The sequence below is a fragment of the Pseudomonas sp. M1 genome (assembly GCF_022760135.1).
GTDB lineage: Bacteria > Pseudomonadota > Gammaproteobacteria > Pseudomonadales > Pseudomonadaceae > Pseudomonas > Pseudomonas citronellolis.
Genome location: NZ_CP094343.1, coordinates 6,545,297 through 6,569,664 on the forward strand (window position 1 = coordinate 6,545,297; position 24,368 = coordinate 6,569,664).

The 24,368-nt window shown below is 68.4% G+C and carries 20 protein-coding genes; 12 read left to right on the plus strand and 8 right to left on the minus strand.

Going from position 1 to position 24,368, the window contains the following annotated elements:
• Positions 1-17: 17 nt before the first annotated feature.
• From PM1_RS29130 to PM1_RS29150, 5 genes are all read right to left on the minus strand, one after another.
• Complete coding sequence (locus PM1_RS29130; protein WP_009614895.1) at positions 18-1,439, minus strand: cbb3-type cytochrome c oxidase subunit I; 1,422 nt, start codon at positions 1,437-1,439, stop codon at positions 18-20.
• A gap of 2 nt (positions 1,440-1,441) precedes the next feature.
• A complete protein-coding gene (locus PM1_RS29135; RefSeq protein WP_009614893.1) occupies positions 1,442-1,882 on the minus strand; it encodes a c-type cytochrome in 441 nt (146 codons plus the stop codon).
• 114 nt (positions 1,883-1,996) lie between these two features.
• Positions 1,997-2,245 carry a cytochrome C oxidase subunit IV family protein gene (locus PM1_RS29140; protein WP_009614890.1) on the minus strand — a complete coding sequence of 83 codons (249 nt, stop codon included), beginning with the start codon at positions 2,243-2,245 and terminating at the stop codon, positions 1,997-1,999.
• Entirely contained in the window at positions 2,242-2,835 is a 594-nt protein-coding gene (locus PM1_RS29145) for a cytochrome c oxidase subunit 3 (protein ID WP_009614889.1), read from the minus strand. The genes PM1_RS29140 and PM1_RS29145 overlap by 4 nt, the downstream gene beginning before the upstream one ends.
• Positions 2,819-3,613 (minus strand): CbbQ/NirQ/NorQ/GpvN family protein, encoded by a 795-nt coding sequence (locus tag PM1_RS29150; RefSeq protein ID WP_009614887.1) that lies wholly within the window; start codon positions 3,611-3,613, stop codon positions 2,819-2,821. The genes PM1_RS29145 and PM1_RS29150 overlap by 17 nt, the downstream gene beginning before the upstream one ends.
• 199 nt (positions 3,614-3,812) lie before the next feature.
• Here PM1_RS29150 and PM1_RS29155 point away from each other — a divergent pair, with 199 nt between their 5' ends.
• From PM1_RS29155 to PM1_RS29185, 7 genes are all read left to right on the plus strand, one after another.
• Positions 3,813-4,124, plus strand: coding sequence for a c-type cytochrome (locus tag PM1_RS29155; protein WP_009614885.1), 312 nt, complete (start codon positions 3,813-3,815; stop codon positions 4,122-4,124).
• Between the two features lie 117 nt (positions 4,125-4,241).
• Positions 4,242-6,341 (plus strand): transcriptional regulator NosR, encoded by a 2,100-nt coding sequence (nosR, locus tag PM1_RS29160; protein WP_043300465.1) that lies wholly within the window; start codon positions 4,242-4,244, stop codon positions 6,339-6,341.
• A gap of 37 nt (positions 6,342-6,378) precedes the next feature.
• Positions 6,379-8,292, plus strand: a complete 1,914-nt coding sequence (gene nosZ / locus PM1_RS29165; RefSeq protein WP_009614880.1) for a TAT-dependent nitrous-oxide reductase — start codon at positions 6,379-6,381, stop codon at positions 8,290-8,292.
• A 75-nt stretch (positions 8,293-8,367) separates the two neighbouring features.
• Positions 8,368-9,639: a nitrous oxide reductase family maturation protein NosD gene (locus tag PM1_RS29170; protein WP_009614878.1), complete on the plus strand. Its 1,272-nt coding sequence runs from the start codon at positions 8,368-8,370 to the stop codon at positions 9,637-9,639.
• Positions 9,636-10,550, plus strand: coding sequence for an ABC transporter ATP-binding protein (locus tag PM1_RS29175; protein ID WP_009614876.1), 915 nt, complete (start codon positions 9,636-9,638; stop codon positions 10,548-10,550). Before PM1_RS29170 ends, PM1_RS29175 begins: the two co-directional genes overlap by 4 nt.
• Positions 10,547-11,371 carry an ABC transporter permease gene (locus PM1_RS29180; protein ID WP_009614874.1) on the plus strand — a complete coding sequence of 275 codons (825 nt, stop codon included), beginning with the start codon at positions 10,547-10,549 and terminating at the stop codon, positions 11,369-11,371. Before PM1_RS29175 ends, PM1_RS29180 begins: the two co-directional genes overlap by 4 nt.
• Positions 11,372-11,394: 23 nt before the next feature.
• Entirely contained in the window at positions 11,395-11,907 is a 513-nt protein-coding gene (locus tag PM1_RS29185) for a nitrous oxide reductase accessory protein NosL (protein ID WP_009614872.1), read from the plus strand.
• A gap of 57 nt (positions 11,908-11,964) precedes the next feature.
• Here PM1_RS29185 and PM1_RS29190 read toward each other — a convergent pair whose 3' ends face one another.
• On the minus strand, positions 11,965-14,817 hold the full coding sequence (locus PM1_RS29190) for an EAL domain-containing protein (RefSeq protein WP_009614870.1): 2,853 nt from the start codon (positions 14,815-14,817) through the stop codon (positions 11,965-11,967).
• Positions 14,818-14,996: 179 nt separating this feature from the next.
• On the opposite strand from PM1_RS29190, the gene uvrD reads away from it, so the two are divergent.
• Positions 14,997-17,177 (plus strand): DNA helicase II, encoded by a 2,181-nt coding sequence (gene uvrD, locus PM1_RS29195; protein WP_009614868.1) that lies wholly within the window; start codon positions 14,997-14,999, stop codon positions 17,175-17,177.
• A gap of 473 nt (positions 17,178-17,650) precedes the next feature.
• Here the strand turns inward: uvrD and PM1_RS29200 are convergent, their stop codons facing one another.
• Entirely contained in the window at positions 17,651-19,408 is a 1,758-nt protein-coding gene (locus tag PM1_RS29200) for a cation:proton antiporter (protein WP_009614866.1), read from the minus strand.
• 249 nt (positions 19,409-19,657) lie between these two features.
• Here PM1_RS29200 and PM1_RS29205 point away from each other — a divergent pair, with 249 nt between their 5' ends.
• The 3 genes from PM1_RS29205 (at position 19,658) to PM1_RS29215 (ending at position 22,017) form a co-directional block, all read left to right on the plus strand.
• Complete coding sequence (locus PM1_RS29205) at positions 19,658-20,527, plus strand: Tim44 domain-containing protein (protein ID WP_009614864.1); 870 nt, start codon at positions 19,658-19,660, stop codon at positions 20,525-20,527.
• A gap of 771 nt (positions 20,528-21,298) precedes the next feature.
• Complete coding sequence (locus PM1_RS29210) at positions 21,299-21,700, plus strand: SMI1/KNR4 family protein (RefSeq protein WP_009614862.1); 402 nt, start codon at positions 21,299-21,301, stop codon at positions 21,698-21,700.
• A 104-nt stretch (positions 21,701-21,804) separates the two neighbouring features.
• Complete coding sequence (locus PM1_RS29215) at positions 21,805-22,017, plus strand: YgdI/YgdR family lipoprotein (protein ID WP_009614860.1); 213 nt, start codon at positions 21,805-21,807, stop codon at positions 22,015-22,017.
• 7 nt (positions 22,018-22,024) lie between these two features.
• On the opposite strand, the gene PM1_RS29220 is transcribed toward PM1_RS29215, so the two are convergent.
• The gene (locus PM1_RS29220; RefSeq protein ID WP_009614858.1) at positions 22,025-22,687 is read right to left on the minus strand and encodes a GntR family transcriptional regulator; all 663 of its coding nucleotides are present in this window, start codon (positions 22,685-22,687) and stop codon (positions 22,025-22,027) included.
• A 250-nt stretch (positions 22,688-22,937) separates the two neighbouring features.
• Between PM1_RS29220 and PM1_RS29225 the strand changes: the two genes are divergently transcribed.
• On the plus strand, positions 22,938-24,332 hold the full coding sequence (locus tag PM1_RS29225; RefSeq protein ID WP_009614856.1) for an aspartate aminotransferase family protein: 1,395 nt from the start codon (positions 22,938-22,940) through the stop codon (positions 24,330-24,332).
• The last annotated feature ends 36 nt before the right edge of the window (positions 24,333-24,368 follow it).

Sequence of the window (24,368 nt, forward strand, 5' to 3'; positions counted from 1 at the left end):
GCCCCGGGGGAGGGAACTCAACCGGCCTGTTGCGCCACGCCCACCGCGATGCGGCCGCGCTGGCGGAAGCTCAGCAGGTAGCAGATCAGCCCGATGAGGAAGCCGAAGCCGGCGTACAGGCGCAACCAGAAGAACACCTTCAGTTGCTCCACCGTGGCCATGAACGGCATGGCCGCGCCGTCGGCCGGCATCCGCTGCAGCCACACCTGCACCACGCCGGCGGCGGTCAGCAGCAGGGTGATCAGCAGCATGGAGATGGTCATCAGCCAGAAGGCCCAGATCTCCAGGCTCTGCGCCCGGGCGTCGGCCGCCTCGCCGATCCCGCGCAGGCGCGGCATGGCGTAGCTGATCAGGGTGATCACGATCATCACGTAGGCGCCGTAGAACGCCAGGTGGCCGTGGGCCGCGGTCAGCTGGGTGCCGTGGGTGTAGTAGTTCACCGGGGCCAGGGTGTGCAGGAAGCCCCACACGCCGGCGCCGAGGAACGCGGTCACCGTAGTGCCCAGGGCCCAGAGCGAGGCGGCCTTGTTCGGGTGCTCGCGGCGACGGCGGCGCACCATGTTGAAGGCGAACAGCACCATGGCGAAGAACGGCAGCGGCTCAAGGGCCGAGAAGATCGAGCCGAGCCACAGCCACACGCCCGGCGCGCCGATCCAGAAGTAGTGGTGGCCGGTGCCGATGATGCCGGTGATCAGGGCCATGGCGATGATCACGTAGAGCCACTTCTCCACCACTTCGCGGTCGACGCCGGTGACCTTGATCAGCACGAAGGCCAGCATCGAGCCCATGATCAGCTCCCACACGCCTTCCACCCACAGGTGCACCACCCACCACCAGTAGTACTTGTCGCGGGCCAGGTTCTCCGGGTTGTAGAAGGAGAACAGGAAGAACACCGCCAGGCCCACCAGGCCGGTCATCATCACCACGCTGACCACCGTCTTGCGGCCCTTCAGCAAGGTCATGCCGATGTTGTAGAGGAAGCCCAGGGCGACCACGACTATGCCCAGCTTGGTGATGGTCGGCTGTTCGAGGAACTCCCGGCCCATGGTCGGCAGCAGCTCGTTGTGGGTCAGCCTGGCCAGCCCCGCGTAGGGCACCAGCAGGTAGCCGAGGATGGTCAGCACGCCGGCGATGGCGAACACCCAGAACAGCACGATCGCCAGTTTCGGGCTGTGCAGTTCGCGGTCGGCCTCCTCCGGCACCAGGTAGTAGGCCGCGCCCATGAAGCCGAACAGCAGCCAGACGATCAGCAGGTTGGTGTGCACCATGCGCGCGACGTTGAACGGGATGGCCGGGAACAGGAAGTCGCCGACCACGTACTGCATGCCCATGACCAGGCCGAAGACGATCTGCCCGACGAACAGCATCAGGGCGAACACGAAGTACGGCTTGGCCACCGCTTGCGAAGCGAATTTCAGATGGGGATTGCCCGGGTTCATGCTCAACCCTCCTTGTTCGGCGGCCATTTGTTGGTATCGATCTTCGAGGTCCAGCGCAGGAAGGCCGCCAGGTCCGTCACCTCCTGGTCGCTGAGGTGGAACTGCGGCATCTGCCGGCGTCCGGGGATGCCCAGCGGCTGCATCTTCATCCAGGCGGCGAGGAAGCTGTCGAAGGCGGCGTCACCGCCGCGGCGGCCGATCACGTTGCCCAGCTCCGGCGCGAAGTAGGCGCCCTCGCCGAGCAGCGAATGGCAGCCGACGCAGTTGTTCTGCTCCCACACCAGCTTGCCGCGCACCACCGACTCGGTCAGCTCGGCCTGGTTGGTGCGTTTGGGGAAGGTGGTTTCGGAGTGATAGGTCAGGGCGAGAAACACCAGGAAGAAGAAAACGCCTCCCCCCAGGTATATGTTCCTCGCCATGCCCTTGGTGAAGGTGTCTGACATGGGGTCCTCCTCGGTCTCGATTTGCGGCCATTCTAGGAAGGCCCCCGGGCCGATCCGCTTGATGGCGATCAAGAAAGACCAATGCTTCCTGTCAGGTATTTATTTTCAGGTAAATCAGTAGCTTGCGTGGACGGCCAGGAGGAGCACGGCGAGCGCCAGCGGCCAGCCGAGCAGCAGCCGGCGCCACAGCGCCGGGCCGTGGCCCAGCTCCATGAAGCGCAGCACGATGAGCCAGGCCTTGCCCAGCGCCAGCAGCAGGATGCTCGCCACCGGCAGCAGCGCGCTGGCGGCGTGGTTGCCGAGCCAGATGCCGGCCAGCGCCAGCGGCACCAGCAACGCCCAGGCCAGGGCCAGCGACCTCATGGCAGCGGCGCCAGCACGTAGACCAGCGGGAACAGCATCACCCACACCAGGTCGACCATGTGCCAGTACAGCGCCCCGGACTCCAGCCCGCCGAGGGCGCCCTGGGCATAGGCGCCGCGCAGGCAGCGCAGGGCCATCCAGCCGAGGATCACCAGGCCCAGCCAGACGTGCAGGAAGTGGAAGCCGGTGACCAGCCAGAACAGGGTGAAGAAGGTGCTGTGCTCCAGGTCCAGCCCGCGCTGCGCCAGGTGCAGGTATTCGCCGGCCTTCAGCCAGACGTGCAGCAGCCCCAGCGCCAGCGCCGCCAGCAGCAGGAAGCCGGCGCGGCGCTGGTGGCCGCGGCGCACCAGCTCCACCGCGGCGGCGGCGAGGAAGCCGGCGGTCAGCAGGCTCAGCGTCAGGGCCAGGCCCAGGGACAGGTCCAGCGCCGCGCGGCCGGCGCGGAAGCCCTCGGCATCCAGGCGCTGGGCCACGGCGAAGACCAGGATGAGGATGGCGAAGACGCTCAGCTCGGCGAGGATGAACAGCCACATCGCCAGGTCGCCCGGCAGGCGCCGGGTGCCGGCCAGGGCCTCAGGCGAAGTGGACATCGACCAGGTCCATCAGCGCGGCGACGGTGCCCTCGTCGTCGGACAGCGGCTCGGCCAGCCCGGCGCGGCAGGCTTCGCGCGGCGCCAGCCCGGCGTGGATCAGCCGCGCGGTGAGCACCAGCAGGCGCGTCGAGCAGACTTCCTCCAGCTCCTGCCGCCCCAGGCGGCGCAGGGCCACGCCCAGTTGCGCCAGGCGCTGGGCCAGCTCGCGGTCGACGTTGGCCTCGCGGGCGATGATGCCCGCCTCCACCTCCGCCGCCGGGTAGTCGAAGCGCAGCGCCACGAAGCGCTGGCGGGTGCTCGGCTTCATGCCCTTGAGCAGGTTCTGGTAGCCGGGGTTGTAGGACACCACCAGCATGAAGCCGGGCGGCGCCACCAGCGATTCGCCGGTGCGCTCGATGAACAGCTCGCGGCGGTCGTCCGCCAGCGGGTGCAGCACCACCACCGTGTCCTGGCGCGCCTCGACCACCTCGTCGAGGTAGCAGATGCCGCCCTCGCGCACCGCGCGGGTCAGCGGGCCGTCCTGCCACCAGGTGCCGTCGCTGCCGATCAGGTGGCGGCCGACCAGGTCCGCCGCCGACAGGTCGTCGTGGCAGGCCACGGTGTACAGCGGCCGGCCCAGACGCTGCGCCATGTGCTGGACGAAGCGCGTCTTGCCGCAGCCGGTGGGGCCCTTGATCAGCACCGGCATGCCTTGCGCCGCGGCTTCGCCGAACAGCGTCACCTCGTTGCCGCTGGGCTGATAGAAGAGCGGAAGTTCCTGGGCGGGTGCGTTCATGAGCGGGGGTTCTCCATCGGGTTCCACGGCTTGGCACGCTAGCCAGCGCGACGATCCGCCTCAAGCGCCGCGCCGGAAGTTCTTGATCCCCATCAAGCGTTTGCGCCACGGGCCCCTCCTAGAATCGCAGCCACCGCCGGGGGGGACGCCGGCACCTGGATCCGGCGCTGCGGCGCCAAGCCTGCGAGGAAAGAGAACCATGAACAAAGCAATGGCCGTACTGCTGGCCGCCGGGTTGCTGGCACAGGCGCCAGCCTTCGCCAGCAGCGCCGAGGACCTGTTCAAGGCCAAGGCCTGCGTGGCCTGCCACACGCTGGACAAGAAACTGGTGGGCCCGGCCTTCCATGACGTGGCGAAGAAGTACGGCGACCAGTCCGACGGCGTGGCCCACGTGATGCACAGCATCCGCAAGGGCAGCCAGGGCGTCTGGGGCGCGATGCCGATGCCGCCCAACGCCGTCAGCGAGGATGAGGCCAAGACCCTTGCCGAGTGGATAGTCACGCTCAAGTAGTAGTTGTTGCGCAGGGGAGGAAACCCGATGGCCGCCGACCAGGATGCCCACTGTAGTACGGAGCCCGACGCCGGCCGCAAAGGCGCCGTCCGGTGCCTCCATCTGCTGCTGGGCTGGCTGTTGCTACTGGTCGGCCTGGCCGCCCAAGGCGCCGAACTCAGCGACCTGGAGCGCACGCGCATCACCCAGGTGTTCCCCGGCGTAGAACGCATCGGCGATGCCGAGGGCGAGTTCGGCGTGCGCCGCCTGTTCAAGGGCGACGAGCTGCTCGGCTACGCCTTCCAGAGCATCCGCGTCACCCAGATGCCGGCCTATTCCGGCAAGCCGATCAACCTGCAGGTGATCCTCGATCCCCATGCGGTGATCCGCGACGCCTATGTGCTGGAACACCATGAGCCGATCCTGCTGATCGGCATTCCCGTCGAGAAACTGCACGCCTTCACCGCCGGCTATGCCGGCGTGCGGGCCGACCAGCGCGTGGTGGTGGGGCGCTCCAGCGACGCCCGGACGACCACCATCGATGCCGTCGCCGGCGCCACTGTCACAGTCATGGTGGTCAACGAGATCGTCATGCGCGCCGCCCATACCGTGGCGGTGTCCCTGGGGCTGATCGAGGACGGCGGCAGCGTGCGGCCCAAGCCCGCGCAGGTGCGCCTGGACGCCTTCCAGCCGGCGACCTGGGCCGAGCTGACCGGCAACGGCGCGATCCGCCGCCTGCAACTGAACCGCGGGCAGATTGACGACGCCTTCAAGGGCACCGAGGCCGCCAGCGTCGGCGCGGCCGATGCGGCGCACCGGGCGGACGACTTCATCGACCTCTACACCGCCCTGCTCAACCCGCCGAGCATCGGCCGCAACCTGCTGGGCGAACGCCAGTACCAGGAGCTGATGGGCTCGCTGAAGCCCGGCGAATACGCCATCGCCGTGCTGGGCAACGGCCAGTATTCGTTCAAGGGCTCCGGCTACGTGCGCGGCGGCATCTTCGACCGGGTGCAGCTGCGCCAGTTCGGCGACATCCTCAGCTTCCGCGACCTCGACTACCAGCGCCTGTCCGACGTCTACGCCGAGGGTATGCCGGCCTTCGCCGAGATGGCCGTCTTCATCGTCCGCGCCCAGCACCGCTTCGACCCCGGCACGCCGTGGAACCTGGAGCTGCTGGTGCGCCGCCAGACCGGCCCGGTGGCCAGCCTGTTCACCAGCTTCGCCCTGCCCTACCAGACGCCCGAGGCCTATCTGCTGCGGCCGCAGCCCAGCGCCGAGGAACTGGCGGCCCTGGAAGAGGCCAAGCGCCCCCTGTGGCTGCGCATCTGGTACCAGAAGAGCTTCCAGATCGGTGTGCTGCTCGGCGCCCTGGCGCTGCTCGCCACCATCCTCTTCCTGCAGGACGCCCTGACCCGCCGGCCGCACCTGCTGCACTGGGTGCGCCGCGGCTACCTGGCCTTCACCCTGGTGTTCATCGGCTGGTACTGCCTGGGCCAGCTGTCGGTGGTCAACGTGCTGACCTTCGTCCACGCGCTGTTCGAAGGCTTCCGCTGGGAACTGTTCCTCAGCGACCCCATCCTGTTCATCCTCTGGACCTTCACCGCCGCCAGCGTGCTGCTCTGGGGACGCGGCGTGTTCTGCGGCTGGCTGTGCCCGTTCGGCGCCCTGCAGGAGCTGCTCAACGAGGCCGCGCGCAAGCTGCGGGTGCCGCAGTTCGAGTTGCCCTTCGCGGTCCACGAGCGGCTCTGGGCGATCAAGTACATCATCCTGCTGGCGCTGTTCGGCCTGTCCCTCGAATCGCTCGCCACCGCCGAGCGCGCCGCCGAGGTGGAGCCGTTCAAGACCGCCATCACCCTGGGCTTCGCCCGCCAGTGGGGCTTCGTCGCCTACGCCGGCGGCCTGCTGCTGGTCAACCTGTTCACCCGCAAGGTCTATTGCCGCTACCTCTGCCCGCTCGGCGCGGCCCTGGCCATCCCCGGCAAGGCGCGCCTGTTCGACTGGCTCAAGCGGCGCAAGGAATGCGGCCAGCCCTGCCAACTGTGCGCCCGCGAGTGCGAGATCCAGGCCATTCACCCGGACGGCCGGATCAACGCCAACGAGTGCCACTACTGCCTCGACTGCCAGCTCACCTACCACGACCAGAACAAGTGCCCACCGCTGGTGAACAAGCGCAAGAAACGTAGCAAGCCGGAACCGGCGGACGACGGCGAGCGGATTGCCGTGCGCCAACTCTGAAGCGCCAATTCTGAATAGCAACTTGGGAGGAACGGACATGAACGAGAAGAAACACCCGCAGCCCGAAGACGCCAGCGGCTTCAGCCGCCGCGACTTCCTCGGCGCCTCGGCGGTCACCGGCGCCGCGGCGCTGGTCGGCGCCAGCGCCCTGGGCGGCGCGGTGATCCCGCGCGAGGCCTGGGCCGATACGGTCAAGGCGGCGCAGGCCAAGGCCCACGTCGGCCCCGGCGAGCTGGACGAGTACTACGGTTTCTGGAGCGGCGGCCACTCCGGCGAGGTTCGGGTGATCGGCGTCCCGTCGATGCGCGAGCTGATGCGCATCCCGGTGTTCAACGTCGACTCGGCCACCGGCTGGGGCCTGACCAACGAGAGCAAGCACATCCTCGGCGACAGCGCGCGCTTCCACAACGGCGACTGCCACCACCCGCACATCTCCATGACCGACGGCAAGTACGACGGCAAGTACCTGTTCATCAACGACAAGGCCAACAGCCGCGTCGCGCGTATCCGCCTGGACATCATGAAGTGCGACAGGATCGTCACCATCCCCAACGTCCAGGCCATCCACGGCCTGCGCCTGCAGAAGGTGCCGCACACCAAGTACGTGTTCTGCAACGCCGAGTTCATCATTCCTCACCCCAACGACGGCTCCAGCTTCGACCCCGGCGCGGACAACGCCTTCACCATGTACAACGCCATCGACGCCGAGACCATGGAGGTGGCCTGGCAGGTGATAGTCGACGGCAACCTCGACAACACCGACATGGACTACACCGGCCGCTTCGCCGCCTCCACCTGCTACAACTCGGAGAAGGCGGTGGACCTGGCCGGCATGATGCGCAACGAGCGCGACTGGGTGGTGGTGTTCGACATCCCGCGCATCGAGGCCGAGATCAAGGCCAAGCGCTTCGTCACCCTGGGCGACTCCAAGGTCCCGGTGGTCGACGGCCGCCGCAAGGACGGCAAGGACAGCGTGGTGACGCGCTACATCCCGGTGCCGAAGAACCCCCACGGCCTGAACACCTCGCCGGACGGCAAGTACTTCATCGCCAACGGCAAGCTGTCGCCGACCTGCAGCATGATCGCCATCGACAAACTGCCGGACCTCTTCGCCGGCAAGCTCAAGGACCCGCGCGAGGTCGTAGTCGCCGAGCCGGAGCTGGGCCTGGGCCCGCTGCACACCACCTTCGACGGCCGCGGCAACGCCTACACCACGCTGTTCATCGACAGCCAGCTGGTGAAGTGGAACCTGGAGGACGCGGTGCGCGCCTACAAGGGCGAGAAGGTCGACTACATCCGCCAGAAGCTCGACGTGCACTACCAGCCGGGGCACAACCACGCCTCGCTCTGCGAGACCCGCGAGGCCGACGGCAAGTGGGTGGTGGTGCTGAGCAAGTTCTCCAAGGACCGCTTCCTGCTCACCGGCCCGCTGCACCCGGAGAACGACCAGCTGATCGACATCTCCGGCGACGAGATGCAACTGGTCCACGACGGCCCCACCTTCGCCGAGCCGCACGACTGCATCCTCGCCCGCCGCGACCAGATCAAGCCGCGCAAGATCTGGTCGCGCGACGACCCCTTCTTCGCCCCGACCGTGGCCCGGGCGAAGAAGGACGGCATCGACCTGCTCAAGGACAACAAGGTCATCCGCGACGGCAAGCAGGTGCGCGTGTACATGACTTCCATGGCGCCTACCTACGGGATCACCGAGTTCACCGTGAAGCAGGGCGACGAGGTCACGGTGACCATCACCAACCTCGACGAGATCGAGGACGTGACCCACGGCTTCGTCATGGTCAACCACGGCGTGAGCATGGAGATCAGCCCGCAGCAGACCTCGTCCATCACCTTCGTCGCCGACAGGCCCGGGGTGCACTGGTACTACTGCAGCTGGTTCTGCCATGCCCTGCACATGGAAATGGTCGGCCGCATGCTGGTGGAAAAGGCCTGATACGGGCCGCTGGCGCTGCCGGGCTCGGGGGCCCGGCAGCCGCCACCTGCAAACGCCCCCGGAGGATGCTTCCGCGTGCCCACTTCCCGCGCCTGCCTCGCCCTGCTGCTGACGCTGGCCAGCCCCGCGCTGGCCGCGCTGCAGCCGATCGACGAGCTGCCCCTGCGCGCGGCCGGCGACGGGCTGTGGACGCTGGCGGCCGGCACCTACGCCGGCCGCTTCCTCATCGACCGGCCCATGCGCCTGCGCTGTGAAGACGGCGCCACTTTCGACGGCCAGGGCGAGGGCAGCACCCTCACCGTGCGCAGCGCCGACGTCAGCGTCGAAGGCTGCCGGGTGCGCAACTGGGGCCGCAACCTGACCGACATGGACTCGGCGATCTTCGTCGAGAAGCGCGCCCGCGGCGTGGTCCTGCGCAACAACCGGCTGCAGGGCCCGGGCTTCGGCATCTGGCTCGACGCCAGCGAAGACGCCCAGGTGCTGGACAACCGCATCGAGGGCGATGCGCGGCTGCGTTCCCAGGACCGCGGCAACGGCATCCACCTCTATGCGGTGCGCAACGCCCTGGTGCGCGGCAACCGGGTGCGCCACACCCGCGACGGCATCTACATCGACACCGCCAACGGCAGCGCCATCGAGCACAACCGCCTGGAAGACCTGCGCTACGGCGTGCACTACATGTTCACCAACGACAGCCGGGTGATCGGCAACCTGACCCGCCGCACCCGCACCGGCTACGCGCTGATGCAGAGCCGCAAGCTCAGCGTGATCGGCAACCGCTCGGTGGACGACGAGAACTACGGCATCCTGATGAACTACATCACCTACTCGACCCTCGCCGGCAACCGCGTCGAGGGCGTGCGCAGCGGCAGCGGCGTGACCGGCGAAGGCATGATCGCCGGCGCCGAGGGCAAGGCCCTGTTCATCTACAACTCGCTGTACAACCGCATCGAGGGCAACCGCCTGGCCGGCAGCGCCCTGGGCATCCACCTGACCGCGGGCTCGGAGGACAACCGCATCGCCGGCAACGCCTTCGTCGGCAACCGCCGGCAGGTGCTCTACGTGGCCAACCGCACCCAGGAATGGTCGGCCGACGGCCGCGGCAACTACTGGAGCGACTACCTGGGCTGGGACCGCGACGACGACGGCCTGGGCGACGTCTTCTACGAGCCCAACGACAACGTCGACCGCCTGCTGTGGCTGTACCCGCAGGTGCGCCTGCTGCTCGCCAGCCCATCCATCGAACTGCTGCGCTGGGTGCAGCGCGCCTTCCCGGTGACGCGTTCGCCGGGGGTGCGCGACAGCCACCCGCTGATGCGCGAACCGCAAGCGGAGGCGAGCCCATGAAGCTGCTGCAAATAGAAGGCGCGAGCCTGCGCTACGGCGCCTTCACCGCCCTGCACGGGCTCGACCTGGACCTGGCCGCCGGCGAGGTGCTCGGCCTGCTCGGCCACAACGGTGCCGGCAAGACCACCAGCATCAAGCTGATGCTCGGCCTGCTGCGCCCCGACGAAGGCCAGGTGCGGGTGTTCGGGCGCGCCGCCGACGACCCCGCGGTGCGCCGCCAGCTCGGTTTCCTCCCGGAGAACGTCACCTTCTACCCGCAGCTGACCGGCCGCGAAACCCTGCGCCACTTCGCCCGCCTGAAGGGCGCGGCACCCGCCGAGGTGGACGCGCTGCTGGAACAGGTGGGCCTGGCCCAGGCCGCCGACCGGCGCCTGAAGACCTACTCCAAGGGCATGCGCCAGCGCCTCGGCCTGGCCCAGGCGATCCTCGGCCGGCCGCGCCTGCTGCTGCTCGACGAACCCAGCGTGGGCCTCGACCCGGTGGCCACCGTCGAGCTCTACCGTCTACTCGACCGTCTGCGCAACCAGGGCACCGGGGTCATCCTCTGCTCCCACGTGCTGCCCGGCGTCGAATCCCACATCGACCGCGCCGCCATCCTCGCCCACGGCCGCCTGCTGACCTGCGGCAGCCTCGCCGAGCTGCGCCGCGAGGCCGGCCTGCCGACGCGCATCCGCATCGCCGGCCCGCGCAACGAACACTGGCTGGCCCACTGGCGCAACAGCGGCTACGCCGTGCGCGCCCTGGATGGCGGGCGCATCGAGCTGCTGGCCGACGAAACGCGGCAGCGCCGGCTGCTGCAGGCGCTGCTGGAAGAACAACCCCAGGGCCTGGAGGTGCTGCCGCCATCCCTGGAGGACCTCTACCTGCACCACATGCAGGACGCCGCGCGCGCCTGCGGAGAAACAGCATGACGCCGGTCTGGCACATCGCCCGCAAGGAACTGGCCGACGGCCTGCGCAACCGCTGGCTGCTGGCGATCAGCCTGCTGTTCGCCCTGCTCGCCGTGGGCATCGCCTGGTTCGGCGCGGCCACCGCCGGGCAGGTGGGCTTCACCTCGATCCCGGCGACCATGGCCAGCCTCGCAAGCCTGGCCACCATCCTCATGCCGCTGATCGCCCTGCTGCTGGCCTACGACGCCATCGTCGGCGAGGAGGAAGGCGGCACCCTGCTGCTCCTGCTGGCCTACCCGCTGAGCCGCGGCCAGCTGCTGCTGGGCAAGTTCCTCGGCCACGGGCTGATCCTCGCCCTGGCCACCCTGCTCGGCTTCGCCGCCGCCGCGCTGTCCATCGCCGTGCTGGTGGCGGACATCCAGCTGTCGCAGCTGCTGTGGGCCTTCGCCCGCTTCATCCTGTCCTCCACCCTGCTCGGCTGGGCCTTCCTGGCCATGGCCTACGCGCTGAGCAGCCGCGTGAGCGAGAAGTCCACCGCCGCCGGCCTGGCGCTGGGCCTGTGGTTCTTCTTCGTGCTGCTCTTCGATCTCGCCCTGCTGGCCCTGCTGGTGCTCGGCAAGGGCCGCATCAGCCCCGAACTGCTGCCCTGGCTGCTGCTGCTCAACCCCACCGACATCTACCGCCTGATCAACCTCTCCGGCCTCGGCCCGGAGATCGACGGCGTACTGGTCCTGGGCCGCGACCTGCCGGTGCCCGGCGCCGTGCTCTGGCTGGCCCTGGCGGCCTGGACGCCGGCGGCGCTGGCCCTGGCCTACCGCCTGTTCCGGCGCCGCCCGGCCTGAACCCCCACTCCAAGGAGCCCCCGATGCCGCTGCCCCGCCTCTATCTCGCCGCCGCCCTGTTCAGCCTGCTGCTCGCCGGTTGCGGCGACAGCCACCAGGACGCCGCCGACCTCGCCCCGGTGCCCTTCCACAACGGCGACGAATGCCACGTCTGCGGCATGCTCATCGACGGCTTCCCTGGGCCCAAGGGCGAGGCCGTGAGCGCCGGCAAGGTGCGCAAGTTCTGCTCCACCGCCGAGCTGCTCGGCTGGTGGCTGCAACCGGAGAACCGCCACGACGGCCAGCGCCTGTACGTGCACGACATGGCCCGCAGCGACTGGAACCACCCGGACGACCGCCACCTGATCGACGCCACCAGCGCCTACTACGTGGTGGGCATCCAGCGCCCCGGGGCGATGGGCGCCACCCTCGCCTCCTTCGGCAACCAGGCCGACGCCGAGCGCCTGGCCAAGGCCGAAGGCGGCCGCGTGCTGCGCTTCAGCGAGATCGACCAGGCCGTGCTGCAGGGCGTGAGCGGCGACCACGCGCACCGCTGAGCGTCCCGGGGCCTGTGCCCGTTTCGTTCGCGGCCGTGAACGAAACGGGGGCAGGCCCTAGCCCGGCCGCTGGCCGTGGGCCTCGAGGAAGGCGGTGAAGGCCGCCGGCGCCAGCGGCGGGCTGATCAGGTAGCCCTGGATCTCGTCGCAGCGGTGCTGGCGCAGGAAGTCCAGCTGCTCCTGGCGCTCCACGCCCTCGGCCACCACCTTCAGCTCCAGGCTGTGGACCATGGCGATGATGGCGCGGGTGATGGCGGCGTCCTCGCCCTGGGCGGACAGGTCGCGGATGAAGGTCTGGTCGATCTTCACGTAGTCCACCGGGAAGCGCTTGAGGTAGCTGAGCGAGGAATAGCCGGTGCCGAAGTCGTCGATGGCCAGCTTCACGCCCATCTCGCGCAGCTGGCGGAAGGTGGTGCTGACGCTCTCGACGTTCTCCAGCAGCTGGCTCTCGGTGATCTCCAGCTCCAGCAGCCGCGGCTCCAGGCCGGTTTCGTCGAGCACGGTGCGCACCAGGCTGACCAGGTTGCCCTGGCGCAGCTGGTGCACCGAGAGGTTCACCGACACCCGCAGCTCGGCCAGGCCGCGGGCCTGCCAGGTGCGCCCCTGGTGGCAGGCGCGGCGCAGCACGAACTCGCCGATGGCGCCGATCAGCCCGGTTTCCTCGGCCAGGGGAATGAAGTCGCCGGGCGGGATCATGCCCTGCAGCGGGTGGCGCCAGCGCACCAGGGCCTCGGCGCTGTCCAGGCGGCCGTTGGCTAGGTTCAGCTTGGGCTGGTAGTGCACCTCCAGCTGGCCGTCCTCGACGGCCTTGCGCAGCTGCACTTCCAGCTGCAGGCGCTCCAGGGTGCAGGCCTGGAGGTTGTCGGTGAAGAACTGGAAGGTGTTGCCGCCCAGGTGCTTGGCATGCTGCATGGCCATGTTCGCCTGGCTCATCAGCGCGGAAATCTCCCGCGCGTTCTCCGGCAGCAGGCTGATGCCCAGGGAGGCGCTGAGCATCAGCTCCTCGCCGGCGACGCTCATGGGCATGCGCAGGCGCGTGAGCAGGCGGCTGGACAGGCGCGCCAGGGCCGAGAGGCTGGAATAGGAATCCACCAGCACGGCGAACTCGTCGGCCGACAGCCGGGCGATGGTGTCCGCCTCCGGCACCGCCTGGGTCAGGCGCCGGGCGATCTGCCGCAGCAGCTGGTCGCCGACCTCGTGGCCGAGGCTGTCGTTGAGCAGCTTGAAGCGGTCCAGGTCGATCAGCAGCAGGGCCAGGCTGCGCCCGCTGTGCCGCGCGCGCTGGCCGGCATCGTGCAGGCGCTGCTTGAACAGGCCGCGGTTGGCCAGGCCGGTGAGCTCGTCGTAGTGCGACAGGTAGCGCAGGCGCTCCTCGGCGTCGCGGCGCGCGGTGAGGTCGGCGAAGAAGCCCACCACGTGGGACAACTGGCCGCGGTTGTCGCGCACCATGTTCAGCTGCAGCCATTGCGGGTAGGGCTCGCCGTTCTTGCGCGTCTCCAGCAGCTCGCCCTGCCAGCTGCCGGCGCGCTCCAGCTCCTCGCGGATCAGCAGGTACTGGCGGCGCGTCTCGGGGTTGCCGGAAAGGCTCGCGGCGACCTGGCCAATCACCTCCTCCGGACGGTGCCCGGTGACGCGGCTGAAGGCCTGGTTGACCGCCAGCAGGCGGTAGTCGGCATCGAGGATGACGATACCCTCGCTGGCCGCCTCGAACACGGTGGCGGCCAGGCGCTGCTCCTCCTCGCGGCGCTTGCGCGCGCTGACGTCGCAGCGGGTGCCGACCATCCGCGTGACCTTGCCGCGGGCGTCGCGGGCCATCACCCGGCCGCGGTCCTCGACCCACACCCAGTGGCCGTCGGCGTGGCGCACGCGGTATTCGACGCGGTAGCCGTCGGTGCGCCCGCGCAGGTGGTCGGCCAGGGCCCGGCGCAGCAGCGGAACGTCGTCCGGGTGCAACAGCGGGCGCAGGTCGGCGCGCATGCTGCGCACCGCGTCCTGGTCCAGGCCGAAGATTTCCCGCAGGCGCGAGTGGTGCACCTCGTCGGTGCGCAGGTTCCAGTCCCACAGCCCCAGCTCGCTGGCCTCCAGGGCCATGGCCAGGCGCGCCTGGCTGTCGCTCAGCTCGACGCTGCCGGCCTCGACCCGCACCTGCAGCTGGTCGCGCGCCTCGCGCAGGGCGCGTTCGGCGCTGCGGCGCTGCTCGACCTCGCGGCCCAGGTCCTGGTTGAGGGCTTCCGCGCGGCCCTTGGCCTGCTCCAGGTGGTCTACCAGCGCAAGGGTCTGGAAGCGCCGCAGCAGGCTGCCCTGGACCAGCCGGTTGACCTGCCAGGCCACCACCAGCAGGGCCGACAGCAGGATCGAGCCGAGCAGCCCCCAGCCCTGCTGCAGATCGCTGCCCCGGAGCAGCAGGTAGCCGATGGACGGCAGCAGGCAGGGCAAGGCGAAAGTCAGGAAGGCCGGCAGGCTCACCGCGTAGGCGACGCTGGCGGAAAGAATGGCCGCGGCGATCAGGCCGAACACCAGGGCCTGCTGCAGGAAGGCGTCGGGCGGCACCAGGGCGATGGCGGCGAAGGCCAGGGTCAGCCCCGAGGCGCCGGCGCCGAAGAGGAACGCCCGCTGCCAGTGCGCCTCGGCCTGGCGCTGCGGCTCGGCGTTGTGGAAGGCGGCGACCTGGATCAGCCGCATCACCGCCAGCAGCACCAGCCACACCAGCCAGCCGGACAGCAGCAGGCCGTCCTGGCTGTGCCAGAGCAGGCCGGCGCAGGCCAGGCCGTTGAGCAGCATGAGCAGGGTCGGCACCCGCGAGCCCTGGTAGAGCAGGCGGGTGCGCTCGATGGCCAGTTCGTGGGCGTATTGCTGGCGGATCTCGGCCTGGCTGAAAGGCGCGGCCGAGGTATCCAGGTATGCGGTCATAGGCGGCTTTTTCTTGTAGTGGTCGGCCTTGGCGTGGCCCGAGCATAACCGAGGCGGCAGGGTCGCCCAAGCTCGGGAAAGCGGCAATATGCCAGCAAATCGCTGAACTTTCGTCGGGCAGGTGCCGGACGGCGCTTTGGTTTGCCGGGCTTTCCCCGCCATCGGTAGAATGCCGCCCCATGAACGACGACCTCTCCCTCCTGCTCAACTCCCTCAACGACCCGCAGCGCCAGGCCGTGGCCGCGCCGCTGGGCCACCAGCGCGTGCTCGCCGGCGCCGGCTCGGGCAAGACCCGCGTGCTGGTGCACCGCATCGCCTGGCTGATCCAGGTGGAGCACGCCTCGCCCCACAGCATCCTGGCGGTGACCTTCACCAACAAGGCGGCGGCGGAGATGCGCGCGCGCATCGAGCAGTTGCTGGGGATCAACCCGGCGGGCATGTGGGTCGGCACCTTCCACGGCCTGGCCCACCGCCTGCTGCGCGCCCACTGGCGCGAGGCCGGGCTGCCCGAGGGCTTCCAGATCCTCGACAGCGACGACCAGCTGCGCCTGGTCAAGCGCGTGGTGCGCGAGCTGGGCCTGGACGAGCAGCGCTGGCCGCCGCGCCAGGCGCAATGGTTCATCAACGCGCAGAAGGACGAGGGCAACCGCCCGCAGAACATCCAGGCCAGCGGCGACCTCTACCTGGCCACCATGGTCAGCGTCTACCAGGCCTACGAAGAGGCCTGCGCCCGCGCCGGGGTGGTCGACTTCGCCGAGCTGCTGCTCCGCTCGCTGGACCTGTGGCGCAACGACCCCGGCCTGCTGGCGCACTACCAGCGGCGCTTCCGGCACATCCTGGTGGACGAGTTCCAGGACACCAACGCCGTGCAGTACGCCTGGCTGCGCCTGCTGGCCAAGGGCGGCGAGAGCCTGATGGTGGTGGGCGACGACGACCAGTCGATCTACGGCTGGCGCGGCGCCAAGATCGAGAACATCCAGCAGTTCGCCGACGACTTCGCCGGCACCGAGGACATCCGCCTGGAGCAGAACTACCGCTCCACCGCCACCATCCTCAAGGCCGCCAACGCCCTGATCGCCAACAACCACGGGCGCCTGGGCAAGGAACTCTGGACCGACGGGGTGGATGGCGAGCCCATCACCCTCTACGCCGGCTTCAACGAGCACGACGAGGCCCGCTACATCGTCGAGACCATCGAGGACGCCCTGCGCAAGGACGGCCTCAAGCGCAGCGAGATCGCCATCCTCTACCGCTCCAACGCGCAGTCGCGGGTGCTGGAAGAGGCCCTGCTGCGGGAGAAGATCCCCTACCGCATCTACGGCGGCCAGCGCTTCTTCGAACGCGCCGAGATCAAGAACGCCCTGGCCTACCTGCGGCTGATCCGCCTGCGCGACGACGACGCCGCGCTGGAGCGGGTGGTCAACATCCCGCCGCGCGGCATCGGCGAGAAGACCGTCGAAGCCATCCGCAACGCCGCGCGGCTCAACGGCACCTCCATGTGGCGCGCGATCAACGACGTGATCGCCGCCAAAGCCGTGACCGGCCGCGCCGCCAGCGCGCTCAACGGCTTCCTCGAGACCGTCGATCTGCTGGCCCAGCAGGTCGAGGGCATGCCGCTGCACCAGATGACCCAGAAGGTCATCGAACAGTCCGGGCTGATCAGCTACCACAAGGAAGAAAAGGGCGAGAAGGGCCAGGCCCGGGTGGAGAACCTGGAAGAACTGGTCAGCGCCGCCCGCGCCTTCGAGAACCCCGAGGACGAGGACATCCCGCCGCTGGTGGCCTTCCTCGACCACACCGCGCTGGAGGCCGGCGACACCCAGGCCGACGCCTTCGAGGACAGCGTGCAGCTGATGACCCTGCACAGCGCCAAGGGCCTGGAGTTCCCCCTGGTGTTCCTGGCCGGCATGGAAGAGGGCCTGTTCCCGCACAAGATGAGCCTGGAGGAACCCGGCCGCCTGGAAGAGGAACGCCGCCTGGCCTACGTCGGCATCACCCGCGCCATGCAGCGCCTGGTGCTGACCTACGCCGAGACGCGCCGCCTGTACGGCAGCGAGACCTACAACAAGGTCTCGCGCTTCGTCCGCGAAATCCCGCCGGGCCTGATCCAGGAAGTGCGCCTGTCCAACTCGGTGAGCCGGCCGCTGTCCGGCAACCAGCGCAGCGGCAGCCTGTTCAGCGGCGCCGGCGTGCCGGAAACCCCCTTCGCCCTCGGCCAGTCGGTACGCCACCCGCTGTTCGGCGACGGCGTGATCCTCAACTTCGAAGGCTCCGGCGCCCAGGCCCGCGTGCAGGTGAACTTCGACAGCGAAGGCAGCAAGTGGCTGATGCTCGGCTACGCCAAGCTGGAGGCGGTGTAGAGCCACCTCCCCCAACGCCAGGCATCACCTGTAGGAGCGGACTCCGTCCGCGATTTCGCGCGCAGGGCGCGCTCCTACAGGGGAGTGGCGTGGGTGGCGCAGCATAGGAGCGGATCTCATCCGCGAATCGCGCCGAGACATCCGGCTATCGCGGACAAGGTCCGCTCCTACGCTATCCCCATACCTGTAGGAGCGGGCCCTGCCCGCGAATCGCGCGCAGGGCGCGCTCCTACAGGGGAGTGGCGCGGGTGGCGCAGCGTAGCGGATCTCATCCGCGAATCGCGCCGGAACATCCGGCTATCGCGGACAGAGTCCGCTCCTACACCATCCGGCAAGTCCCGTAGGATGGGTTGAGCGAAGCGATACCCATCACCACCGCGACCGCATGGGTTTCGCAAGCTCAACCCATCCTACGAAAGCCCCTCGGCGCGGTTTCGTGGGGCGTATAGTTCGACCGCATCGCCCCGGCACGCTCAATGCCCGCCCTTGCCCTGCTCCAGGGTTTCCAGCAGGGCGATCTGCATCCGCGAATGCAGGCGGATGAACCAGCGCCAGCCCACCGCCAGCGCCAGCGCGGCCACCAGGCCCACCACCAGCAGCAGCTCCCCCGGCGGCAGGATGCTCGAGCTGAGCGCCGCCAGCAGCAGCATCATGCCGCCCAGGGACAGCAACGGGATCATCTCGGCGATCACCCGGCGCACCCGCGCGGTGTGGCGCCCGGCGCTCTCGGCCTTGACGCCCATTTCCGCCAGCAGCATGGCCAGCGCCTTGAGCTTGCGGTAGGCGGCGATCAGGAATGGCAGCGACAGCAGCAGCGCGGCGCCCCAGATCAGCGCCTTGTGCAGCGCCTCGTGCTCGACCCAGTTGGCCAGCCACTCGGCGATCCGCCCGGCGAAGAACGCCAGGCCGAAGAAGATGGCGATCACCAGCACCAGGTTCACCCCCACCTGCAGCAGGATGCGCCGGATCATCCCGGCCAGCACCGCCTTGTCGCCGCGCGGGCGGATGCTGCGCAGCCACTCGCCGTACAGGCCGAACACCCGCACCATGGGCGAAGGCAGGGTGCGCCCCAGGTACAGCGCCAGGGGGTCGGCGGAGCGGATCAGGTAGGGCGTCAGCAGGGTGGTGATGGCCGACACGCCGACCACCACCGGGTAGAGGAAGTCGCTGGTCACCCCCAGGCTCATGCCCAGGGCGGCGATGATGAAGGAGAACTCGCCGATCTGCGACAGGCCCATGCCCACGCGCATCGAGGTGCGCCCGTCGTTGCCGGCGATGTAGGCGCCGGTGCCGCAGGACACCAGCTTGCCCAGCACCACCACCAGGGTGATGACCAGGATCGGCGCGGCGTAGTCCACCAGCACCCGCGGGTCGATGGTCAGGCCGATGGCGACGAAGAAGATGGCGCTGAACATGTCGCGCACCGGCTCCATCAGCCGTTCGATCTGCACCAGCTGGCGCGACTCGGCCATGATCGCGCCGATCAGGAAGGCGCCCAGCACCACGCTGTATTCCAGCTTGATCACCAGCAGGCAGAAGCCGAAGCACAGGCCGAGCACCGTCACCAGCAGCATCTCGTTGCTCTCGAACTTCGCCACGTAGGCCAGCAGGCGCGGCACCAGCAGGATGCCGACGACCAGCGCGACGACCATGAACAGGCTCAGCTTGCCCACCGTGGAGACCACCTGGTCGGCCTCCACCGTGCCGCTCACGGCGATGCCCGAGAACAGCGCGATGATGCCGATGCCGAGGATGTCCTCGATGATCAGCACGCCGAAGATCAGTTGGGCGAAGCGCTCGTTCTTCAGCTTCAGGTCGCCCAGCACCTTGATGATGATGGTGGTCGAGGACATCGCCAGGATGGCGCCGAGGAACAGCGAGTCCATGGTGTTCCAGTCGAACAGCCGGCCGATCTCGAAGCCGGCCCAGATCATCAGGGTGATCTCCAGGAAAGCCGCGAGGAAAGCCGTGGCGCCGACCTGGAACAGCTTGCGCAGGGAAAACTCCAGGCCCAGGCAGAACATCAGAAAGATCACCCCCAGCTCGGCGAGGGTCTTGATGGTCTGCTCGTCGTGCACCAGGCCGAAGGGCGGCGTGTGCGGGCCGATGATCACCCCGGCGATGATGTAGCCGAGCACCACCGGCTGCTTGAAGCGGTGGCAGAGGATGGTGACGAAACCGGCGATCAGCATGATCACCGCCAGGTCCTGGATGAAGTCGATAGCGTGCATGGCGGCGGTCCTCGCGCGATGTGGCAGTGGGGGGATCGCGCGGCCAGCGGCCCCGCTAGGGCGCCAGCCTATCAAACGGCCAGCGTCTTCGAGGCCGCTGAAAAACCCGGTTACAGACCTTCGCAACCCTTCTGGCCCAAGACCTGGCGCGGCGCAGGGGCAATAGCCGGAAACAAAATCCGGCTGGTTCCTGGCGGCCATGCTCGGCAACATGACGCGCGTCGTATTCCAACCAAGAGAATGACCCCAATGAAGCGCTTTCTCAGCCTTGCCATGGCCTTCTGTGTCGCCGTGACGCTCAGCCTCGACGTCAATGCCGCCAAACGTTTCGGCGGCGGCAAGAGCATGGGCTCGGCGCCGAGCCACCAGACCCGCCAGGTGCAACCGAACACCGCCCCGAACACCCCCAACGCCGCCGCTCCCGCAGCCGGTGCGGCGGCAGGTGCTGCCGCCGCTGGCGGTGCGTCGCGTTGGCTCGGCCCGCTGGCCGGGATCGCCGCCGGTGGCCTGCTGGCCTCCATGTTCATGGGCGACGGCTTCCAGGGCATGCAGTTCCTCGACATCCTGATCATCGCGCTGATCGCCTTCATCGCCTTCCGCTTCATCGCTTCCCGTCGCCGCCAGCAGGCCCAGGGCCAGCCGGCGATGGCCGGCCATGCGCCGCAGCAGCGCGAGATGCCGACCGCCCAGCCGTCGCCGTTCGGCGCCAGCGCCCGCCCGGCCGCGGCCGCTCCGGCGATCAACGCGCCGAGCTGGTTCGACGAGCAGCGCTTCATCGGCGCCGCCCGCGAGCACTTCCTGTCCCTGCAACAGCACTGGGACGCCAACGAGATGGACAAGATCGCCGAGTTCGTCACCCCGCAGATGCTGCAGTGGCTGAAGCAGGAACGCGCCGAACTGGGCGACGGCTACCAGTCCACCTACATCGACAACCTGCAGGTGCAACTGGAAGGCGTCGACGACCAGGCCGACAAGACCATCGCCACCCTGACCTTCAGCGGCCTCTCCAAGACCTCGCGCTTCGACCAGGGCGAGACCTTCAGCGAAAGCTGGCGCATGGAACGCGCCCAGGGCCAGGACCAGCCCTGGCTGCTGGCTGGTATCCGCCAGAACGGCTGATGGCTTCTGCCGTAGGGCTGTTCGCTTAAGCAAGAAAGAACGCCGTTTCCCTCTACCGGGAAACGGCGTTTTCGTATCCGGGAGTGCCACCGGGGCGTCCGGCTTAATCGGTGAGTCCAATCGCGGACAGAGTCCGCTCCTACGGCGGGAGGAATACCGTGTCTCCCAGCAACCTGTAAGCGGGCCCTGCCCGCGATTTCGCGCGCAGGGCGCGCTCCTACAGGGGAATGGCGCGGGTGGGCAGCGTAAGCGGATCTCATCCGCGAATCGCGCCGGAGGTTCCGGCCATCGCGGACAAGGTCCGCTCCTACCCCTCCGGCAAACACGAGACCCGTAGGATGGTGTTGAGCGAAGCGATACCCATCAGCGCAACCGCATGGGTTTCGCAAGCTCAACCCATCCTACGAAAAGCGCTCCGGCGCAAGACGGTTGCTCCTACGCCCGCGCTTCCTGGAACCGTAGGACTCTGTCCGCGATTCGGACTTCCAGAGAAACCTCCGCACTCAGGAGGTCATGCGACATGAATGTCGCGAGAGCCCCGATGGCTGCAGGGACGTACCCTCGACGGGAGACACCTGGTCCGGGCCTCCGTGGCGGGGAATTCGCGAGGGTAGCCCGGAACCACCCCAATGGCGCCTGACTGACACCCCGCTCAGGACAGCCCCCACCCCAATCCCTTCCACTCGTCCGCCAAACACCCCCAACGTGAACTTGCGCCCAGGCCCGGCTACTACTGTATAAAGCGCCCCAGTCAATCGAGAGGCCCCTGCCGTGGAAGACGTCATCGACCAATTGCGTGAACTCAACGAGCCCGTCCCTGTCCCCCTGGAGCTGCCGGACGAGGAACTGCTGGTGGAGATCGAGGAAGAGCTGCTGATCGGCCTTCCGTCGGAATTCCGCGAGTTCCTCCTGAAGGTCAGCGACGTGGTCTACGGTCGCCTGGAGCCGGTCACGGTGACCGATCCGCACTCCCATACCTACCTGCCGGAGGTGGCCGCGGTGGCCTGGGCGATGGGCCTGCCGCGCGAGCTGATACCGCTCTGCGCCGATGGCGACGACTACTATGCGGTGGCCCAGGACGGCGAGGTGGTGCTCTGGGCGGACGGCGAACTGACCGAGGAAACCTGGGACTCGGTGTGGACCTGGGCACGCGACGTATGGTTGGACACCTGAGCCCGGAGCACTGAATTTCCAAGCGGAGCGGTTGTCACAGTGGCTACCGAGCGTGTACCCAAACCTTCTGCCAAGGCCGGTCCACGATGTCCCTTGGAGACTCTATGAAGCTGAAATTCCTACTCCTCAGCGCGCTGCTGTTCGGCCTGGCCGGCTGTGCCGACAAGGCCGTGGTGATGCTGAACGACGGCAGCGAGGTCCTGGTAAAGGACCATGCCGATTTCGACAAGTACCACGACTACTACGAATTCGAGCAGCTCGACGGGCAGACGATCCTCATCCGCAAGGAAAACGTCCGCTACATCAAGACCGAGTGACGCGCCCTCAGCGCGTCACGCTCGCCCCCGACTCCAGCGCCAGCAGATTCAGCAGGTATTGGCCGAAGTAGGCCAGGTCCTGCTCGATGGCCGCCCGCGCGCCGCGGGCATCGCCCCGCCGGATCGCGTCCAGGGTCTGGCCGTGGAAGTCGTTCAGGCGCAGCGACAGGTCGGCGCCGGTGAACAGCCGGTTGAAAAAGGGCCCGACCTGCAGCCACAGCGCCTCGATCATGCGCAATAGCGTAGGGTTGCCGCAGGCGCGGTAGAGCGTCAGGTGGAAGCGGCTGTTGTGTTCCAGGTAGGCCTGCACGTCGCGCCGCCGCACGGCCTCCTCCATGGCTTCGGTACAGGCCTGCAGGACCTCGATGTCCGCCCCTTGCAGGCGCGGCACCCCGTCCTCCACCGCAAGCCCCTCCAGTGACTGGCGAATCTGCAGGATCTGCAGGAAGCGCTCGCGGGTCATCAGCGGCACCCGCAGCGAGCGCTGCGGCTCGCCCTCCAGGGCGCCCTCGGCTACCAGCCGCTGCAACGCGGCGCGCACCGGCATCGGGCTGGTGCCCCATTCGTCGGCCAGATCGCGGATCTTCAACCGCTCGCCGGGCTGGAAGCGCCCGCTGAGCAGGGCCTGGCGCAGGTTCTGGTACAGCTGCTGCTGGAGGTTCTCGGCCATGGCGTCACTCCGCGCGGGCCGGCGGCGCCGGCAGTTGGGCGAAGGTCAGGCTGCAGTTGTGCGTCATTTTCTTTTCCCTTGTTCCGATCAGGCGCGCCAACTGGCCTTGCCAGTGCGCTCCCATGAGCCATTCTGTTTTGTGATCACAAATTCTGTTGAGAAGAAAGATTAACAGGCGTCCCGCAGCATGTATTGACTTTTTTGTGATCACAAATGGAAGATGTGCGAAAAAACGAACGAGGTGTGCAAGATGACCGCCAGCGGAATCGCCCAACAGGCCGTGGACGTATTCACTGCCCGCGAACGCCAACGCTTCCTGGAGCAGAACCCGAAATCCGTGGCCCTGGCCGAACGCGCGCGCAACTCGCTGTACGCCGGCGTGCCCATGCACTGGATGGCCGACTGGTCCACCCCCTGCCCGCTGTTCGTCGAGCGCGCCAAGGGCGCCCGCTTCTACGACGTGGACGGCCACGAGTACATCGACTTCTGCCTGGGCGACACCGGCACCATGTTCGGCCACTCGCCGGCCCCGGTGGCCCGCGCCATCGCCGAGCAGGCCAACAACGGCCTGACCACCATGCTCCCGGGCGAAGACGCCGTGGTCTGCGGCGAACTGCTGGCCGCGCGCTTCGGCCTGCCGTTCTGGCAGGTCACCGCCACCGCCACCGACTCCAACCGCTACGTGCTGCGCTGGGCCCGCGCCATCACCGGGCGCAACACCTTGCTGGTGTTCGACGGCTGCTACCACGGCACCGTCGACGACGTCATGGTGCGCTACCGCGACGGCGAGACCGTGCCGCGCTCCGGCTTGGTCGGCCAGGCCTACGACCTGACCCAGTACAGCCGCTCCATCCCCTTCAACGACGTCGAAGCGCTGGAAGCCGCGCTGGCCAGGGGCGACGTCTGCGCCCTGCTGTGCGAGCCGGCGATGACCAACATCGGCATGGTCCTGCCCGATCCGGGCTTCCTGCAGAAGTGCCGCGAGCTGACGCGCAAGTACGGCGCCCTGCTGATCATCGACGAGACCCACACCATCTCCACCGGCATCGGCGGCTGCACGAAACTGTGGAACCTCGACCCGGACTTCTTCGTGGTCGGCAAGCCGATCGCCGGCGGCGTGCCCTGCGGCATCTTCGGCTGCAGCGCAGACATGGCCGAGAAGATGCTCGCCTCGCGACAGAAGGCCCAGGAAGACAGCCATGGCCACGGCCACAGCGGCATGGGCACCACCCTCTCGGCCAACGCCCTGGCCATGCACTGCATGCGCGCCAACCTGGAACAGGTGATGACCCAGGCCGCCTACGAGCACATGCTGCCGCTGGCCAGGCGCCTGGCCGACGGCTTCCGCCGGCTGATCGCCAAGCACGGCCTGAAGTGGTCGGTGACCGAGCTGGGCGCGCGCAGCGAGTTCCAGTTCTGCCCGGTCTCGCCGCGCACCGGCGCCGAGGCCGAAGCGGCCTTCCACGACGAACTGCAGATGGCCCTGCACCTGTACCTGATCAACCGCGGCATCCTGATCACGCCGTTCCACAACATGACCCTGTGCTGCCCGGACACCAGCGAAGCCGACGTCGACCGCCTGATCGACACCCTCGACGCGGGCATCAGCGAGCTGCTGGCGATTCCCGGCGCGCGCGAGGCTTGATGCACCGCGCCCCTGGGCCCGCTCAAAACACCGTCG

Bases quoted from the DNA above. Each gene is read 5' to 3' on its own strand.
- PM1_RS29135 (WP_009614893.1), bottom strand. From the start codon at position 1,882: ATGTCAGACACCTTCACCAAGGGCATGGCGAGGAACATATACCTGGGG.
- PM1_RS29200 (WP_009614866.1), bottom strand. From the start codon at position 19,408: ATGCACGCTATCGACTTCATCCAGGACCTGGCGGTGATCATGCTGATC.
- PM1_RS29225 (WP_009614856.1), top strand. From the start codon at position 22,938: ATGACCGCCAGCGGAATCGCCCAACAGGCCGTGGACGTATTCACTGCC.
- PM1_RS29140 (WP_009614890.1), bottom strand. From the start codon at position 2,245: ATGAGGTCGCTGGCCCTGGCCTGGGCGTTGCTGGTGCCGCTGGCGCTG.
- PM1_RS29145 (WP_009614889.1), bottom strand. From the start codon at position 2,835: ATGTCCACTTCGCCTGAGGCCCTGGCCGGCACCCGGCGCCTGCCGGGC.
- PM1_RS29215 (WP_009614860.1), top strand. From the start codon at position 21,805: ATGAAGCTGAAATTCCTACTCCTCAGCGCGCTGCTGTTCGGCCTGGCC.
- PM1_RS29150 (WP_009614887.1), bottom strand. From the start codon at position 3,613: ATGAACGCACCCGCCCAGGAACTTCCGCTCTTCTATCAGCCCAGCGGC.
- PM1_RS29185 (WP_009614872.1), top strand. From the start codon at position 11,395: ATGCCGCTGCCCCGCCTCTATCTCGCCGCCGCCCTGTTCAGCCTGCTG.
- PM1_RS29155 (WP_009614885.1), top strand. From the start codon at position 3,813: ATGAACAAAGCAATGGCCGTACTGCTGGCCGCCGGGTTGCTGGCACAG.
- uvrD (WP_009614868.1), top strand. From the start codon at position 14,997: ATGAACGACGACCTCTCCCTCCTGCTCAACTCCCTCAACGACCCGCAG.
- PM1_RS29205 (WP_009614864.1), top strand. From the start codon at position 19,658: ATGAAGCGCTTTCTCAGCCTTGCCATGGCCTTCTGTGTCGCCGTGACG.
- PM1_RS29175 (WP_009614876.1), top strand. From the start codon at position 9,636: ATGAAGCTGCTGCAAATAGAAGGCGCGAGCCTGCGCTACGGCGCCTTC.
- nosZ (WP_009614880.1), top strand. From the start codon at position 6,379: ATGAACGAGAAGAAACACCCGCAGCCCGAAGACGCCAGCGGCTTCAGC.
- PM1_RS29220 (WP_009614858.1), bottom strand. From the start codon at position 22,687: ATGGCCGAGAACCTCCAGCAGCAGCTGTACCAGAACCTGCGCCAGGCC.
- PM1_RS29130 (WP_009614895.1), bottom strand. From the start codon at position 1,439: ATGAACCCGGGCAATCCCCATCTGAAATTCGCTTCGCAAGCGGTGGCC.
- PM1_RS29180 (WP_009614874.1), top strand. From the start codon at position 10,547: ATGACGCCGGTCTGGCACATCGCCCGCAAGGAACTGGCCGACGGCCTG.
- PM1_RS29190 (WP_009614870.1), bottom strand. From the start codon at position 14,817: ATGACCGCATACCTGGATACCTCGGCCGCGCCTTTCAGCCAGGCCGAG.